Origin of the sequence: Pseudoalteromonas sp. SR45-6, from assembly GCF_014163545.1 — a bacterium.
GTDB classification, from domain to species: domain Bacteria; phylum Pseudomonadota; class Gammaproteobacteria; order Enterobacterales; family Alteromonadaceae; genus Pseudoalteromonas; species Pseudoalteromonas rhizosphaerae.
This window is the reverse complement of the sequence record NZ_JACJDM010000076.1, coordinates 1-16,721: the sequence shown is the minus strand read 5'-3', so window position 1 is coordinate 16,721 and position 16,721 is coordinate 1. Positions and strand designations below refer to the sequence as shown.

Here is a 16,721-nt window from a genome sequence, read left to right as displayed (position 1 = left end):
CGTTTTGGACCCACCTGACCCCATGCCGAACTCAGTAGTGAAACGAAACAGCGCCGATGATAGTGTAGCATTTGCTATGTGAAAGTAGGACATTGCCAGGCTCCAAATTGAGAAAGCCCGACTAGAAATAGTCGGGCTTTTTTACGTTTAAAATGTGAGTTAGCGAGAGTAAAGTTAGCGAACGTTTGATATAGGGCGCGAAAAGTTTACTTTTGTAAAACTCGAAACTCGAAACTCGAAACTCGCAAATTTATTTCCTCTATCAGCTAAAGAATTTTGATTTTATGACTGTTTCAAATTCATGACAGTAAGTAACTCAGTAATTACAAAATAGGCTGTAATATTTAGTTAATTATGTCGCCAAAAACTGAAATAATGTGTTGATTTCTATATGCTCTTGCCAAATTATTATACTAATAGGTGAAGTGCATGAACTCTTCCACTGATGCTGCGCAGTTTGACGCAGTGACAACAAGTAAACCGAAATGGAACTTTCATGATACCCAATGGGTGTTGAGTCTTTTTGGTACTGCCGTCGGTGCCGGTATTTTGTTTTTGCCAATTAATATTGGTATTGGTGGCTTTTGGCCGCTGATCATTTTAGCGTGTTTAGCGTTTCCAATGACTTTCTTAGCCCACCGTGGTTTAGCGCGTTTTGTATTGTCATCAAAGAACAAAGATGCTGATTTTACCGATGTGGTTGAAGAGCATTTTGGTGTGAATGCTGGTAGATTAATTTCATTATTGTATTTTTTATCAATATTTCCAATTTTACTGATCTATGGTGTTGGCCTAACCAATACTGTTGATAGTTTTATAGTAAACCAATTAGGTATGGAAGCACCTTCTAGAGTATTGCTTTCAGGAGTTTTAGTTGCCAGTATGATCAGCTTGATGCTCGGTGGTGAAAGGCTAATGTTGCGTGCTTTTGCTATTTTAGTGTATCCGTTAGTAGGGATTTTACTGTTTCTATCTTTGTATCTAATCCCTAGTTGGCAAGTACCAAATATGGCCTTTCCTGAGTTTGTAGGCTTTAGTAAAACACTATGGCTGTCAATTCCTATAATAGTGTTCTCATTTAGCCACGCAGCGGCGATTTCAAGCTTTGTAAACGTACAACGAGGTCATTATGGTAAGCAAGCAACAGCTAAGTCTGAAGCGATTTTAAAGCGTACTAGCTTACTGCTAATTGTATTTGTGTTGTTATTTGTATTCTCCTGTGTACTCTCTTTAACGCCAGAGCAAATGCTGCAAGCTAAAGCACAGAACGTATCCGTGTTATCTTACCTAGCGAATGTGACAGACAATTCATTTATTGCCACCTTTGGCCCGCTAGTCGCGTTTATTGCTATCACTTCATCTTTCTTAGGTCATTTTTTAGGAGCAAGAGAAAGCTTTAATGGGCTTGTTACTAAACAAACAAGTTTGTCGCTGAAAAACGCTGACAAAATTGGTGTTGCTATCATGTTCTTTGCTATTTGGTTTTGTGCTGTTAAAAACCCAAGTATCTTAGATATGATGGATCAACTATCAGGGCCGATTATTGCGATGATATTATTCATCATGCCAATGATTGCTGTTTATAAAGTTCCAGCATTACAAAAATACCGTGGCCGTTTTAGCACCTTGTTCGTGTTAGCGGTAGGCTTATTAGCGGTAGCTGCTTTGATTTATGGCTTTGTTGCTTAGCAAGTAGCTTTAGAGACTTTAGTTAGATTAAATAAAAGCCCTGTAGGTGACAAACTTACAGGGCTTTTTAGTTTATGCTATTGCAGCTAGGGCACGGGCTCTAATATCAGCGGCAAAGGCTAGGCCTTTTTTGAAACTTGTTTCAGCAGCGCTAATCGCATCTGCATCGCCATTCGCTGCAAGTACAGCTTGGCTTAGTGCATTATAGAGATTTTTAATTTGCGCTTGGTAGGCTGAATCAATCGCACTTTCAATAGTCGTCATTAGGTCTTTTTTATAATCAATTAAACTGAGAATGTTAAAACACAATAGCTGATATTGAGGAGCTTTGTTGATGTTACAGGTGTTAATTTAGGTTTATAAGCTAGCGCTCATAGTTTATTGTCCCAGCGGTAGGTCAGGTTTTTGCCTGACAATATGACGGAAAAATCCCGGTTTATAAAAATACCAATACCAAACCTGTAGGAGCGACTTCAGTCGCGAACATATGAGATAATGATTTTTAGTTCATTAATGGCTAAAGCCACTACCTACTCGCAGTAGAGCTTACGAGACGGGATAAATCCCGACCTACAAAAGAACACGAAGAGCAAATCTCTGTACAGCGCAAAACGCCTCGGCGTGCTGTGGTGTGATTATCTTTAATACAATACTGTGGCCTTTTTCGAGCTTAAAGCTCTTTGAGGAGCTTATCCATCAGTTGAAGTATTTTTAAATACAACTTAAAATTGATGGCTTGCAACGGTTAGGTCTTCTATTTAACCAAAGTAATAATAATGGAGATCAAATGGTCGATAAAGCAACCTTATACCTCGAAGATATCTTAGAGGATGCATTTTATTTTTTGCAGAATGGCGATGCGAAACAGGGTAAGTACTTGCTGAAAAAAGCAGCTAAAAAGTACCCACGTCATTACTTGACCTATTATGGGGTCGGTATAATGGCTGTACTCAAAGGTGATTATAACTTAGCTATACAAAACTTGCTGAAATCCATAGCAGTTAATGGTGAATATGCTTTAGCTCACTATAACCTGGCGATTAGTTATCAAAAAACTGGAAAGGTTGATTTATCTATTAAGCACCATGTTGCAGCATTGAAGTATGCATCACCAGAAGAGACTGACGTTATTACTGCGTCTAAAGAAATTATTGAGTTAGTTGAAAAAGGCTTGCCGACAGGTTTTACTATTGAACAGTACCTTGAAGATTCAGAACGTTTCGATAGGGGCTTTGAATTTCTCCAAACAGAGCAGTATGAAAAAGCTATTCCCTTGTTTAAAGTGATTGCATCAAATCAGCCTAAGCATGTGCAGGCTAAAGGGAACTTGGGGATTTGTTATTTAATGTTACAGGATTATATGCAAGCGCGAGATTACTTTGAGCAAGCGTTAGCACTTGATCCAGACTATGGACCTGCAAAGAAAAACCTAGCTGTATTGAACAATATAGAAACCGGGCTATTGAGTAAGCCTTTGGATATGCAATCAACTTATTTTTATGCAGAAAAAGTAGCACGAGCTGATAAAATAACTTAGCAATCGAATGGTTCAAGCTTATCGCTTAAAGCTTTACTGCTTTCTTTGGTTCAAATAGGCTGAATGTTGTAATACTCAACTCAGCCTACGATGAGCAATGTAATTATTTGCTCATTTTATCAAGGCTTGGCTACTCGAAGTTTTCCATTGTCTTCATTAAATTAAATGGCTTATTTAATTTTTCTAAGCTAGAAAATTGTTCACGTATATCTTCAGGCAAAATAAAGTAATCAGCTTTAGTTCGCTCAAAAGTTAAAGGGATTGCCATAATTAATTGGTTGTACTTATCAAGCATGGTTTTATCGCTATCTTTTAAGGCCTGCAATTTTGCTGAAAGCAATGTGAAACGCTGCAACTCATCATGTGTGCATAAATCTTGCGTCTTTGCATAATGATAAGATAAAACACTACTAAGCACATTCCAGTCATCTGAAATATGTTTAACGTCATCTGGAGTTATAACTATTGCTGTTTGCTGACATTTTTCAAGTTTAGTGTCATATGCTTTTATTGAATTATGGTATTCAACCGTTAAATAACTAGTGAGGTTATTTTCGGCTATATTTGCATATGTTAAAAAGGAACTGAATAAAGCAAGAGCGAAAACAATAAAATTATTCATTTTGCAGCCTCGCAACCGTTATAAACAGCCTTCCAGAACTGCCTTTCTTTAGATGTTTTAGCTTTAATTGCTTGAAGACCAGATATCGTTTCTATGGTTTTTCGAGCTATGCTTGGGGAGCTTTTTAGTGCAGTAGAAAAAGCATCAAAATCAGTTTGAGTGAGGTTATAGTGACTTTTAATGATGCCATTACCCGCAAAAATGTTAGCAAAAGTACCAACTGTAATTGTTGCACTGAGCCACTGATTAATTTCTTTTATTCGCCTTATTTCTTTTACAGCTAGCTTGCCACGCTCAGAAAACTCCAAATCGTCAATTTCAGGACATCTCATTAATTACTCCTTGTTATTGAATTCCGTAAATATAAAGCCTAGCAAAAACTGTCTAAAAACTGTACCTGAAAATTGTAACCAATATATAAAAAATACTGAGTTTCTATTTTTATTCAACAGGGTATACACTGATTGAGTTATTTGAAATGCAAACTAGATTCCTTATAAGGATATTAAATTGTCGCAGTCTCTTCCTATTCCAGCCCAGCGTTGGTTATCACTGTTATTGTGCGCAATTACAGCGGCCGCAATTACAGTATTTTTAAGTAACGTCAGTTTTGTACGGCAAGCCTATGCAAGCTGGGGCAGTATTTTATACGCCAATTCTGTACTGCACTATAGTTTTGCTTTTCTTTCCGGCATTGGCATCAAGCTAATGCTTGATAAGTTTTATATCTCCCACGCCAAACGCAGTATTGGGTTTAACTGGCGATATCCGCCAGTGACGATAAGTGTATTATTTGGCTTACTTTTCATTGTTGTTTATGTGTATGGAACTAACAATGAAATAGAAGAACAACTGACAGCTAACGCCTTTGTAAGTTTTAAGTTTCTGTCACTGAGTTTTTTAGCTGTTGCAGCGACTATTATCTATCAAACTAAGCTATATACTAAAAATCCCATATTTTCGATTGTGCTGTGTGCGGTATCAGTATTTTATTTATTTTCAGCAATAAGCTTAGTTGAAACAGAGCAAGCATTCTGGGTGTTCTTATTTATAGCAGCTGCCTATTTGGCTATGTCGGTATATTTATTATGTGAGCAGTTAAAAGCATTTAGCGCAGAGTCGAAAGTCGAATCAAAACAAGAAGCTGAATTAACACTTGAGAGCTTAAAAGGTTTTCGAGAATGGTTTCAAGACGATTCCACTATTAAAAACATAGAACAATTAGAGCCTGACTTGCAGGTTTATGCCGCACGCATTACTGAGCGGCTGCGAACAGGCGGCGATAAAGAAGGATATGAGAAAAGGGGAGCACAACACATTGCATTATGTGGGCCATTTGGATGCGGAAAAAGTAGTATAGTTGACAGTATTGCAAGTGAGCTAGCAAACAGCCCTAAGCAAGGTGGTGACTGGATACACAGTGATATTTCAACCTGGGGTGCAGCAAGTGGCAGTGTTGCACATGTTGTACTTAGCCATATTATCGACGATATCAGCCAGCACTTAGACATGTGCGCCTTTCGTGCGCTACCTAAGCATTATACCGAAGCCTTAAAATCAGGCGGTAGCGTATTTCAATTTGCTTCAACGTTACTCGCAGGCCCTGTTGATATCGAGCAAAGCTTTCAAAAACTTAATGATGTCCTTGAAGTAACCAACCACAAATTACTGATCACTTTACAAGACGTAGATCGTGGTACAGGCGATGAGAACGAAAAACGTTTAAATGATATCGCGGCACTGTTGGATAGGCTAAAAAATAAAGATTTAAGTCGTATCAACTTTATAATCGCGATGGGTAATGAAAATGAAGTTGCCGCCGAAGTGATATCGAAAGTGGCTGATTATAGAGAGGATATTGCAAAAAAGGATTTTACAGACCTATTAGTTGATTATATTTATGAGAACTTAACTAGGAGCAAAGTGCTTACTGTTACCCCTTATTCATTGGAAAGCTTGGATGATGTTAGAAATAACCAAATAAGTAGGATTGCCTTTTATTTATCTGAAATAGCTGAGTTAAATAAATTGATTTCAAGTTTGCGAGTGCTAAAAAGAGTACTTCGCCGAGTTAATGAAATTTGGTGGCATAATAATTTAAAAGGAGAGGTTAGTTTCATATCACTGATTATGATGCTAGCTATGAAAGAAGAAAAGCCTTTATTATTTGCAAAATATACTCAGTTTATTGAATCTGTAAAGATTAAAAGTAAGCAGGTTGATATCGAAAGGTTCCTAGAAAAAGACACCTCCGAAGAGTTGAAAGAGTATCTAAAAGTGATGTTAGGGATAAAAGTTAATACTGTTCCAATACATGATAGTACCCCCCCAAAAGAAAGAGATATTTGGTCTTTAAACCCTAATATTGAACACTTACAGACAGTTGGTTGCTCTAATGAAATGTCATTTTATGTTCAACGTATAATGCGGCAAAGTATTTTGAGTTCAGAATTTAAAGATCAAGAAGTAATTCGAGATATATTGAAGTTAAAGAAACTATCACTTTTATCACTTGTTGAGAAATGGTTGAGTTTTGATCAGTTTAAGCAAGAAAAGTATTCTCAATTCATTTTTCTAGAGCTCAATAATGAGCAGACATTAGCTTACCAAGGTGCAGAATATGATAGTTTACCAAACAAGCTGTCATCTACAAAATGTAGGTATGTAGTAAAGTTTGTTCACCACTTAGCGAAAAATTTAACCATTGAAAATATATATGAAATTTTTAATAAGTTACTATATATACAAGATAGAAAGAGGCATTCAAATGCACTTATTAATTATCTTGGCTTTGACGAAAAAGATGTGTTGTTTGAAATTGAGCCTCTTATTTATAAGTTGAATTTAGATAAAAGTAAAGGCAGATATTTATTATATTGTTTGAAGCAAAGCTACAAATTACATCATGCGAAAAAGAGGTTTGAGAGCGTTACTGAAAGCGAGAAATTCCATTGTTTAGGGAAAGCTTTGAGCACTTCTGAATATCTAAAAAAACCAATTTTGAATCCAGACTCAAAACTAGATAATGCACCAGGACTTCCTAGCTTAATGGACTTATACGTACTTTGTTATAAAGCAGAAATTGGGATTACTGAGGGAAGGTAGCTTATCTTTAATCTGACAGTTAACTGTTAGGTCAGGCTTTAGCCTGAAAAATATGACGGGATAAATCCCGACCTACAAAAGAATACAAAATATTAAACCTCAGTGCAGCGCGAAGCGCCTCGGTGAGCTCTGTGGTGAAATTGTCTTTAAATTAAACACTGAGCGAGGTTTTTCGTGGCTGAAGCCATCTCCTACGAGTGAAGTGCTAGGCTTACAACTTAGCGCTTAAAGCTCTACCGCTTATGGCTAAAACTCTCTGTGTAGCGCGAAGCGCCTCGGTGAGCTCTGTGGTGAAATAGTCTTTAAATTGAACACTGAGCGAGGTTTTTCGTGGCTGAAGCCAACTCCTACGAGTGAAGTGCTAGACTTACCGCCTATGGCTAAAGCCCTCTGTGTAGCGAAGCGCCTTGGTGTTCTCTGTGGTGAAATTGTTTTTTCAAACAGAATGCAGAGCAGGATTTTTCGTGGCTGAAGCCAACTCCTACGAGTGAAGAGTCGGTCTTAAACTTACCGCTTAAAGCTTATGGCTAAAGCCCTCTGTGTAGCCTAGCGCCTCGGTGTTCTCTGTGGTGAAATTGTTTTTTCAAATAGAATGCAGAGCAGGATTTTTCGTGGCTGAAGCCAACTCCTACGAGTGAAGAGTCGGCCTTACAACTTTTAAAGCTCTACAGCTTGTGGCTTAAACATGCTGGGTTTCGCGTCGCTCTACCCAGCCTACGTCATTATACTCAACCCAGCCAACGGTGATTAATTTAACGCCGATCTGCTCTTAATCTGACGGCTGATAGCTTACAGCTGAAAGCTTTTACTCTTCTATCACACTCACTACAAAATACGGATTCAAATACTCATCTTTTGTGTTGTATAACAGCGGGCTGCCATCAAGCTTAGTGACTTTTGCGCCGGCGATTTCGGCTATAGCGTGGCCGGCACCGGTGTCCCATTCACAGGTTGGGCCTAGGCGTGGGTAAATATCGGCGCTGCCTTCGGCGACTAAGCACAGTTTTAGTGAACTGCCTTTTGAGACCATTTCAACCTCATCAAAGCGTTTTACAAACTCGGCTAAATCCGGTGATGGATGCGAGCGGCTGCCGACTACGCGGATAAGGCCTTTGTTTGCTTTGGTGGTGACTTTAAGCTCAATGCGCTCATCACCGCGGTCCTTAAATGCGCCGATTGCCTCTGCTGCCAGATAAGACACGCCTAGCGCAGGCGCATCTACTACCGCTAAGATAGGTTTGCCGTTTTCAATCAAGGCGATGTTAACGGTAAACTCACCGTTCTTTTTAATAAACTCTTTAGTGCCGTCGATTGGGTCAACCAGCCAATAGCGGGTCCACGTTTGGCGAATATCCCAGCTGATATCGGCACTTTCTTCACTTAATACTGGGATCTCTGGGGTTAAGTGGGCTAGGCCATTGGCAATCACTTTGTGAGCTGCAAGATCGGCGTCGGTTACAGGGCTTTCATCAGCTTTGTACTCAACGTTAAAATCCTTTTCGTAAATCCCCATAATAGCGCTGCCAGCTTGGCGGGCAAGGATCAGTATTTCTTCGAGCAGTTCCGTTTGGTTCATGACTTAACCTTTAATAATTTGCTGTTGTTTTAGATACGCTATCAGCTCTTGCACCGATTGGTCTAGGGTGTTTTTACTGGTATCTAAGATTATTTCCGGTGAATGGGGTATTTGGTAGTCTGAATCTATACCTGTGAAGTGTTTTATTTCACCTGCGCGGGCTTTTTTGTATAAGCCTTTTGGATCGCGGCTCTCGCATACGTCCAGAGGTGTGTCTAAAAACACTTCGATAAATTCACCGTCATCGACTAAGTTTCTTACCATATCGCGTTCAGCGCGAAATGGGGAAATAAATGCGGTGAGTACCAATAATCCAGCATCGACCATTAGTTTAGCGGTTTCACCAACGCGGCGAATATTTTCGATACGGTCTTCGTCGCTAAAGCCTAAATCTTTACACAAGCCGTGGCGTACATTGTCGCCATCTAGCAGGTAGGTGTGAATACCTTGTTGATTGAGTGCGCTTTCAAGGGCGTTTGCTACGGTGCTTTTACCTGAGCCGGAAAAACCAGTGAACCATAAAATAGCCGGTTTATGGCTTTTGTGTTCGCTACGTTGTGCTTTAGTAATGGCATAGTTATGCCAAACAATGTTCTCATCCATTATAAAACTCTCTTATGAGTAAGCGCTGGCTTAAAATGGAAATACCAGCGGGATCAGGGTTAATACCGTTATTGAATAAATAATAGAAAGCGGTAAGCCCATTAATACATAGTCTTTTAAACGATAATTGCCGGCGCTATAAACCATCAGGTTAGTTTGATAACCAAATGGTGATATAAAGCTTGCAGATGCACCAAAGGCGACCGCCATAATAAACGGCAGCGGGTCAACATTAAAGCCCATTGCTAATGCATAAGCGACAGGGAATGATAGTGCCGCTGCGGCGTTATTGGTGATAAGTTCGGTGAACATTACTGTCATTACAAAAATCGCGATAAACGCGCCATAGGGGCCAAAATCACCGAGTACATAAAACAATGCTGCAGATATTTGTCCAGCTAGGCCGGTGCCTATCATCAGTTTAGCAAGGCCAATGGCGCTACCAACTACAGCAAGTAATTCAATAGGAAAACGGCGTTTTACTTCGCTCAGCTTTATCGTTCCCGTGAGCATTAAGCCAATCAGCAATACTAATAAGCCTTTTACCAGTGGTACATAGCCAATAATACTCAGCCCAAGTACCGTTGCAAAGCTCGCTAATACTAAGTTAGATTGCTTGGGCGCTAAGTGAGTTTGTAAATCAAGCCCAGAAATATACACAAATTCGCGTTTTAAATTAGGCAGACTATAAAAGTCTTTACCTGGTGCGAGGATCAGTGAGTCTCCCGCTTGCAGCTGCACTTTACCAAGGCCACCTTGTAAGCGGTCATGGCCGCGACGAATAGCGATAACAGCGGCATGAAACTGTTCACGAAAACGCGCTTCTTTAACTGTTTTTCCTATAAATTTAGATGATTGGCTGACAACAACTTCAACGAGGTGCTCAACATCTTTTTGATGTTTATCGTGAACTATTTTTAGCCCGTCAAAGCGTGTTAGCAATGGCACTGATTTGATGTCACCGACAAACAGCAATACATCGCCCGCTTTAATCACTTGTTGCGGGGTCACTGCACAAATGCGTTTATCGCCGCGAATAATTTCCGCTAGGAATAAGTCTTTAAGTTCGCGCAGGCCATTTTCTTCTACGCTTTTACCAATTAGTTTTGAGCCTTCTTCTATTTTACCTTCGAGATAAAAAGGCACCACTTCTTGATCGTTTTTGCCGTTGTCTGGCAAATATTTTAGCATCACTAAAATAGTGATCAGGCCCACACTTAATGCGCCTAACCCGACTATGGTAAAGTCGAAAAAGCCTAGCGGTGCCATGCCTGCATCAACGGCAAAACCATTGACGATTAAATTTGTTGAAGTACCAATTAAGGTAATTGTGCCACCTAAAATAGCAGTATACGACAGCGGTAATAGTAGCTTTGAAGGTGAATGGTTTGGATTGTCTTTTATGGCAGTAATGAGCGATGCGACAACCGCTGTATTATTGGTAAATGAGGATAAAAACGCTGTAGAAAGTCCGAGCTTAGTGACTGAGCTGGTTAAACTTCCTTTTGATAATGACTGGGCAAGCTTTTGTACGAGTGTAGTTTTTTCAACCGCAATCGAAACCAGTACTAATAACACTAAGGTGATCAGTGATGGATTGGCGTAGTTGATCAGCATATCTTCAAGGTCGATTAACCCGCCTAGATATGCGGTGCCAATGGCGCCAACAAAAAGCCATGCTGGCTTTAGCCGCGTGCCAAACAGGCACCCGACTAAAGTTAGCATAATGCCTGTTAATACTAGCTGTTGATACATGCTTTATATGTCCTTAACAGGCAAAGTTGGTTATTTAAGCTTTGATATATCAAGCGCTTGCCAATGTGGGAAGTGCTTGCGTACTAACGCATTAAATTCAACTTCAAACTCACTAAAGTTACCCGTTTGTTGTTGCTTAGCAAGCACGTTTTCAATCATACCCGCCGCAACAGTTAAGTTAGATAAACGATCGATTAAAATAAACGCACCGGTTTCGTGATTGTTGTGATAAGCATCGGCCAAAATGGTTTCGGTCAATTCTAGGGTAACAATCGCGATTTCGTTTAACTGCAGGCTGTCTGCGCTGCCGTGTTCAAGGGTGTTCACATCAATGGTGTGATCAATCTTTTTCACGATAGCCGAAGTATTTTTACTGCCTAGCTTAAAGTTATAGCTTTTACCCAGTACCAGCGGCGCTTCGTGCATCCACACCAGCTTTGCTTGTACTTGGTTAGTAACAGTCGCTGTTGAATCAGCAGGAACGATCACGTCCCCTCGGCTAATATCAATTTCAGTGTTAAGCGTTAAAGTAATTGCTTGGCCAGCTTCGGCTGTGTCTAAGTTGCCGTCAAAGGTTACAATCTCTTTAATGCTTGAGGTTTTACCTGATGGCAATACTTTAATAGCATCACCAACGCGTAATTTTCCTGAGGTCAAAGTACCTTGGAAACCACGGAAGTTTAGGTTAGGGCGTACTACATACTGCACAGGGAAACGCGCTTCAAAGCCAGTGTCTGTTTCAGCTGCTGGTGAGTCTTCTAATAACTCAAGCAGTGGTTTATCTGTGTAATATGGTGTGTGCTCTGAGCGTGTTACTACGTTATCGCCTTTAAGCGCCGACATAGGCACAAACTTGATGTTAGATACGTTAAGTTGCTCGGCAAATTTTAAATAATCGGCTTTAATGCGCTCATAAACGGTTTCGTCAAAATCAACAATATCCATTTTATTCACGGCAACAACAAACTGTTTAATACCCAATGAATCACAGATAAAGCTGTGACGCTTAGTTTGTACTTGCACACCGTAGCGCGCATCAACAAGAATAATCGCTACATCACTGGTTGATGCACCAGTTACCATGTTGCGGGTGTATTGCTCATGCCCTGGAGTATCAGCAATAATGAATTTACGTTTAGCCGTTGAAAAATAACGGTACGCTACATCAATAGTTATGCCTTGCTCACGCTCAGCTTGTAAGCCGTCAACCAGTAGTGCTAAATCGAGCTCTTCACCGGCATTACCGACTTTTTCGTTATCTTTATGCAGTGCTGCTAACTGATCTTCATAAATTTGGTGGCTGTCGTGCAGTAGGCGGCCAATTAGGGTTGATTTACCGTCATCCACACTACCACAGGTCAGCATACGCAATAGGCTTTTGTCTTGTTGGCGAGCAAGATAGGCGTCGATGCCAATTGCTTTTACTTCGTTAATTGTATCGCTAGTATTAATAGACATTAGAAATAGCCCTCACGTTTTTTCTTCTCCATTGAACCTGCTGAATCGTGGTCAATTACCCGACCTTCACGTTCAGATGACGTAGATAGCAGCATTTCTTCGATAATCTCAGTCAGTGTACTGGCTGTTGATTCCACTGCACCGGTAAGTGGGTAACAACCTAAAGTACGAAAACGAACAGATTTCATCATGGGTACTTCGCCTTCTTTAAGCGGCATACGCTCATCATCAACCATGATCAAAGTACCATCACGCTCTACAACAGGGCGCTCTTTGGCTAAGTAAAGCGGAACCATATCGATGTTTTCTTGATAGATATATTGCCAAATATCAAGTTCAGTCCAGTTAGAAAGTGGGAATACACGGATGCTTTCGCCAGGGTTAACTTGACTGTTATAGGTATTCCAAAGCTCTGGACGTTGGTTTTTTGGATCCCATCTGTGGTGTTTATCACGGAATGAATAAACACGCTCTTTAGCGCGAGATTTTTCTTCGTCGCGGCGTGCACCACCAAACGCGGCATCAAAGCCGTATTTATCAAGCGCCTGTTTTAAGCCTTGGGTTTTCATGATATCGGTATGCTTACCAGAGCCATGAGTAAATGGGCTGATATCAATCGCTAAGCCTTCAGGATTTTTGTGGACGAGTAAGTCAAAACCGTACTCTTTTGCTAAGCGATCACGAAATTCGATCATTTCTTTAAACTTCCAGTTGGTATCAACGTGAAGCAGTGGAAACGGAATTTTACCTGGGTAAAACGCTTTACGCGCTAAATGTAAAAGTACCGATGAATCTTTACCTATAGAGTAAAGCATAACTGGGTTCTCAAACTCAGCAGCAACTTCGCGCATGATTTTGATACTTTCAGCTTCTAATTGCTGAAGGTGAGTTAAAGCCATTGTTAGTCGTCCTACTAAAATGATTAAAAGTTAAAATCTAAATAGTTTAAAGCTATGCCACGTCTGTAAGCGGTTGTGCAAAGCTACTAGTTTGGGCTTTTGTGCCAAACCAATGAAGTTCTTCATGTAATGAAGCAACTTCACCAATAATTAATAATGCCGGTGAAATAATGCTGTGACGCTCGATTAAATCGGCCAGCTCACCTAATTTACCGGTTACAACGCGTTGATTTTTGCGAGTACCGTTTTCAATAATTGCCACGGGTGTATCTGCACCACGACCATGTTTTAATAATTGTGCTTGAATATGGGGAGACTTAATTACACCCATATAAATTGCCAGAGTTTGGTTTGGTTTTGCCAGTGATTGCCAATCTAGTTCTTGACCGTCTTTTTTACAGTGACCAGTTACAAACTGTATGGCTTGTGCATGGTCACGGTGCGTTAGCGGAATACCCGCATAAGCGCTACAACCTGCGGCAGCAGTTATGCCAGGGACGATTTGGTAATTTACGTTATTAGCTGCCAGTACTTGAACTTCTTCACCACCACGGCCATAAATAAACGGGTCGCCACCTTTAATGCGGCACACTTTTTTACCTTGCTTGGCAAGGTCAACTAGCATTTGGTTAGTATCTTCTTGCACAACACTGTGATCGCCTAAGCGTTTACCCACACAAATTAAATCGGCATCGCGGCGTACTAGCTCCATAATTTCGTCAGAGACTAGAAAGTCATACACCACCACATCAGCTTGTTGCATTAGTTGCAGTGCTTTCAGTGTTAATAGCTCTGGATCTCCTGGACCTGCGCCAATTACGTATACTTCACCTTCAGGATCCAGTTTGCTATCGAGTAATTGTTCAAGCTGTACGCTTGCGGCAGCTGTATCACCCGTTTGTACTTTGCTGACGACAGATGAATCAAATACGCCTTCCCAAAATTGGCGACGATCAGCAAAACTCGTGAAGCGCTGTTTTACTTTGTCGCGAAAGCTGCCAACTAAACTTGCAAGCGGGCCGATGTGTTGTGGAATAAGCGTTTCTAACTTCTCGCGTAAGCGCCGTGCTAATACCGGCGCTGTGCCAGCACTTGAAATTGCAATAGTGATCGGGTCACGATCAACAATTGAAGGAAAAATAAAGGTGCATTTAGGTTGGTCATCCACCACGTTAACGAATACATTTCGTGCATTTGCGAGTTCAAATACGCTGTTATTTACGCCGTCATTGTCGGTTGCGGCAATGACCAGCATTTTTCCATCAAGATGTGATTCATCAAAAAAAGCGTCAATTAGAGTGACATCATTATTTTGTGCATGCTCTTTTAATTCATCACAAAACCAAGGTGCTACTAAAGTGACATCAGCGCGAGCTTTCAAAAATGCACGGCACTTACGTAACGCAACCTCTCCACCGCCAACAACCAATACAGGTTTATTGTCGAGCTTGGTAAAGATAGGTAAATATTGCATGTGTAGACCCTTGGAAAAAATTACAGCAAAGATGCTTTTCAGAAACTCAGAATATAGTGACGTAAGCTAAGTAAAAAATAATTAAAACCCAGTTAATATAACTAAAAGTTATATATGGTTGTTCGATTTGGCTTAAGCCTTAGTTAACAGGGGATTGCGCCGAGTTACAAGTACTATAATGACTATATATTGAGCTTAGAGTGTTTGGTTATTAGCTATAGCGAGAATAGTTAAATTTGGTACTATTGCTAATACATGAACTTACTTGGTGGATTTATGACAACGCAACTAACTGATGCGGCATTGGCCGTGCAATTAATGGATTTAACCAGTTTAAATAGTAATGATAGCGCGGCAACAATACAGGCCTTGGTGGCTAGTATTAAGCCCAACCTAGGTATTCCGGCTGCAGTGTGTGTTTATAGTGAGTTTGTTGATGACGCCAAGCTTGCTTTAGCTGAGCGCGAGCTTAGTTATGTAAAAGTCGCCACAGTAACTAACTTTCCCTCAGGCAACAGTGAGCTAAGTGAAGTAATTAATGAAACATTAATCGCAATAGAGCGTGGCGCAGATGAAATTGATTTGGTGTTACCGTATCAAGCCTTAATCGCGGGGGACGAAGCCACAGCACTAGAATATGTGCGTGCCAGTAAAGAGTGTTGTCCTGAACACGTACAATTAAAAGTAATTATAGAATCCGGCGAACTAAAAACAGCGCAGTTGATAACACTGGCGACAGAAATAGCAATTGCCGGTGGTGCTGACTTTGTTAAAACCAGCACCGGCAAAGTAGCTACAAATGCCACTCTTGAAGCAACCGAAGTGATGTTAAGTACGATTAAAAAGTCGCCGCGTGTAGTCGGTTTTAAAGCTGCAGGTGGCGTGAAAACGGTTATGGATGCAAGTAATTACTTACAGCTAGCGACTGATATTATGGGAGAAAGTTATTTGAATCCGTCAACATTTAGATTTGGTGCATCAAGCCTGTTAGCTGATGTATATGCGGTACTTAATGACGCGTCATAGTGAGCAAGAAAAATTACAACTTGAGCATGATGCAGGCAAGTTGTTCTTGCGTTGCTATGAACATCGCTTTGGTATTCCAATGCGCCATATTTGGCATAATCAGCCGAGTAAACCAGATATCAGTTGTTATCGTAATGAACAGAAGCTTGATATTGAAATAGCACATTTATATGCCAGCGAAACCGAAGCCATGGCAGTACTCGGCAGGCCTTTATCTATAAGCATGCAACGAGATCTTGCTGATATGGCAATGCAACCAAGTGAGCAGCGGCTGCACTGTGCACTGCAGCGGTTATTAGAACAAAAAGGAAAAAAGCATTATCAATCAGAGCAAACATGGCTGCTTATTCGTAACGCCAGCACCATTTGGCATAAAGCGGATTTTGACGCTGAGTTACAGAATATAACGATACCGCTTACCCATCCTTTTCAACAAATTTGGTTGCTTTGTGATTTTTATCAGGGCGAGCTGTTACAGCTGTTCTAAGTATTTAGATGGTATAGCAGCCAAGAATAAACTGGCTGCTAAATAACTTGATCTTTGGTTAGTTAATTTTAAACATACTACCTAAGCTCTCAAGCCCTGACTTATTGGTTTTAGCAATACATTGACTTTCATCGAGTGACTTTTTGGTTGCTTCGTCTGCAAGTCCCGACACTTTTAATTGTTTCTCTTGTTGGTATTCACGCAGTGCGATAACTGTTTGACGATCGTACTTAACATCTTCAGTTTCAAATTCTTCATAATCGGGTTGGTTTTTTAAATAACCTAAACAAACTAGATTCATGCGAGACATGGCTAAATCCATCTTTTCATAATGCGGCATTCTATGTGTAGGAACATCGACTTTTGCTACTGGAGCAACGGCTTTTGACTTGGCAGCCGTGGTCGTAAGCGGTGGTGGTGCTGTGTATCCAGGTGCTAGGGTATTATTACTGTTATAGCGATAGTAAGTGGCAGGGACTTTAGTTTGTAA

The 16,721-nt window shown here is 40.5% G+C and carries 15 protein-coding genes and 1 rRNA gene; 6 read left to right on the top strand and 10 right to left on the bottom strand.

Going from position 1 to position 16,721, the window contains the following annotated elements:
* Together rrf and H5158_RS20790 are read left to right on the top strand one after the other, a co-directional pair.
* Nucleotides 1-101: ribosomal RNA gene (rrf, locus tag H5158_RS20795) — 5S ribosomal RNA — on the top strand; the annotation flags it as partial.
* A gap of 328 nt (nt 102-429) precedes the next feature.
* Complete coding sequence (locus H5158_RS20790) at nt 430-1,689, top strand: aromatic amino acid transport family protein (protein WP_182740800.1); 1,260 nt, start codon at nt 430-432, stop codon at nt 1,687-1,689.
* 72 nt (nt 1,690-1,761) lie between these two features.
* Here H5158_RS20790 and H5158_RS20785 read toward each other — a convergent pair whose 3' ends face one another.
* Nucleotides 1,762-1,953, bottom strand: a complete 192-nt coding sequence (locus H5158_RS20785; protein WP_182719258.1) for a hypothetical protein — start codon at nt 1,951-1,953, stop codon at nt 1,762-1,764.
* 523 nt (nt 1,954-2,476) lie between these two features.
* Between H5158_RS20785 and H5158_RS20780 the strand changes: the two genes are divergently transcribed.
* Nucleotides 2,477-3,226, top strand: coding sequence for a tetratricopeptide repeat protein (locus H5158_RS20780; protein ID WP_182719259.1), 750 nt, complete (start codon nt 2,477-2,479; stop codon nt 3,224-3,226).
* Nucleotides 3,227-3,356: 130 nt separating this feature from the next.
* Here the strand turns inward: H5158_RS20780 and H5158_RS20775 are convergent, their stop codons facing one another.
* Nucleotides 3,357-3,848 carry a hypothetical protein gene (locus H5158_RS20775; RefSeq protein WP_220491389.1) on the bottom strand — a complete coding sequence of 164 codons (492 nt, stop codon included), beginning with the start codon at nt 3,846-3,848 and terminating at the stop codon, nt 3,357-3,359.
* On the bottom strand, nt 3,845-4,180 hold the full coding sequence (locus H5158_RS20770; RefSeq protein WP_182719260.1) for a hypothetical protein: 336 nt from the start codon (nt 4,178-4,180) through the stop codon (nt 3,845-3,847). Before H5158_RS20770 ends, H5158_RS20775 begins: the two co-directional genes overlap by 4 nt.
* Nucleotides 4,181-4,358: 178 nt before the next feature.
* On the opposite strand from H5158_RS20770, the gene H5158_RS20765 reads away from it, so the two are divergent.
* Nucleotides 4,359-6,953, top strand: a complete 2,595-nt coding sequence (locus H5158_RS20765) for a P-loop NTPase fold protein (protein WP_182740799.1) — start codon at nt 4,359-4,361, stop codon at nt 6,951-6,953.
* Between the two features lie 805 nt (nt 6,954-7,758).
* Here the strand turns inward: H5158_RS20765 and cysQ are convergent.
* Genes cysQ through cysG form a run of 6 tightly spaced genes read right to left on the bottom strand, consistent with a single transcriptional unit; the run spans nt 7,759 to nt 14,718 of the window.
* On the bottom strand, nt 7,759-8,529 hold the full coding sequence (gene cysQ, locus H5158_RS20760; RefSeq protein ID WP_182740798.1) for a 3'(2'),5'-bisphosphate nucleotidase CysQ: 771 nt from the start codon (nt 8,527-8,529) through the stop codon (nt 7,759-7,761).
* A gap of 3 nt (nt 8,530-8,532) precedes the next feature.
* On the bottom strand, nt 8,533-9,132 hold the full coding sequence (gene cysC, locus H5158_RS20755; protein ID WP_145238262.1) for an adenylyl-sulfate kinase: 600 nt from the start codon (nt 9,130-9,132) through the stop codon (nt 8,533-8,535).
* A 30-nt stretch (nt 9,133-9,162) separates the two neighbouring features.
* Nucleotides 9,163-10,887 carry an SLC13 family permease gene (locus tag H5158_RS20750; RefSeq protein ID WP_182719264.1) on the bottom strand — a complete coding sequence of 575 codons (1,725 nt, stop codon included), beginning with the start codon at nt 10,885-10,887 and terminating at the stop codon, nt 9,163-9,165.
* A gap of 30 nt (nt 10,888-10,917) precedes the next feature.
* A complete protein-coding gene (cysN, locus tag H5158_RS20745) occupies nt 10,918-12,345 on the bottom strand; it encodes a sulfate adenylyltransferase subunit CysN (protein ID WP_145238268.1) in 1,428 nt (475 codons plus the stop codon).
* On the bottom strand, nt 12,345-13,244 hold the full coding sequence (cysD, locus tag H5158_RS20740; RefSeq protein ID WP_145238271.1) for a sulfate adenylyltransferase subunit CysD: 900 nt from the start codon (nt 13,242-13,244) through the stop codon (nt 12,345-12,347). Before cysD ends, cysN begins: the two co-directional genes overlap by 1 nt.
* Nucleotides 13,245-13,296: 52 nt before the next feature.
* Complete coding sequence (gene cysG, locus H5158_RS20735; RefSeq protein ID WP_182732018.1) at nt 13,297-14,718, bottom strand: siroheme synthase CysG; 1,422 nt, start codon at nt 14,716-14,718, stop codon at nt 13,297-13,299.
* Nucleotides 14,719-14,994: 276 nt separating this feature from the next.
* On the opposite strand from cysG, the gene deoC reads away from it, so the two are divergent.
* Nucleotides 14,995-15,744 (top strand): deoxyribose-phosphate aldolase, encoded by a 750-nt coding sequence (deoC, locus tag H5158_RS20730; RefSeq protein ID WP_182740797.1) that lies wholly within the window; start codon nt 14,995-14,997, stop codon nt 15,742-15,744.
* Entirely contained in the window at nt 15,731-16,231 is a 501-nt protein-coding gene (locus H5158_RS20725) for a hypothetical protein (RefSeq protein WP_145238280.1), read from the top strand. Before deoC ends, H5158_RS20725 begins: the two co-directional genes overlap by 14 nt.
* Before the next feature lie 58 nt (nt 16,232-16,289).
* On the opposite strand, the gene H5158_RS20720 is transcribed toward H5158_RS20725, so the two are convergent.
* Nucleotides 16,290-16,721 (bottom strand): peptidoglycan-binding domain-containing protein (locus tag H5158_RS20720; RefSeq protein WP_182740796.1); only part of this gene is annotated, 432 nt, incomplete at its 5' end.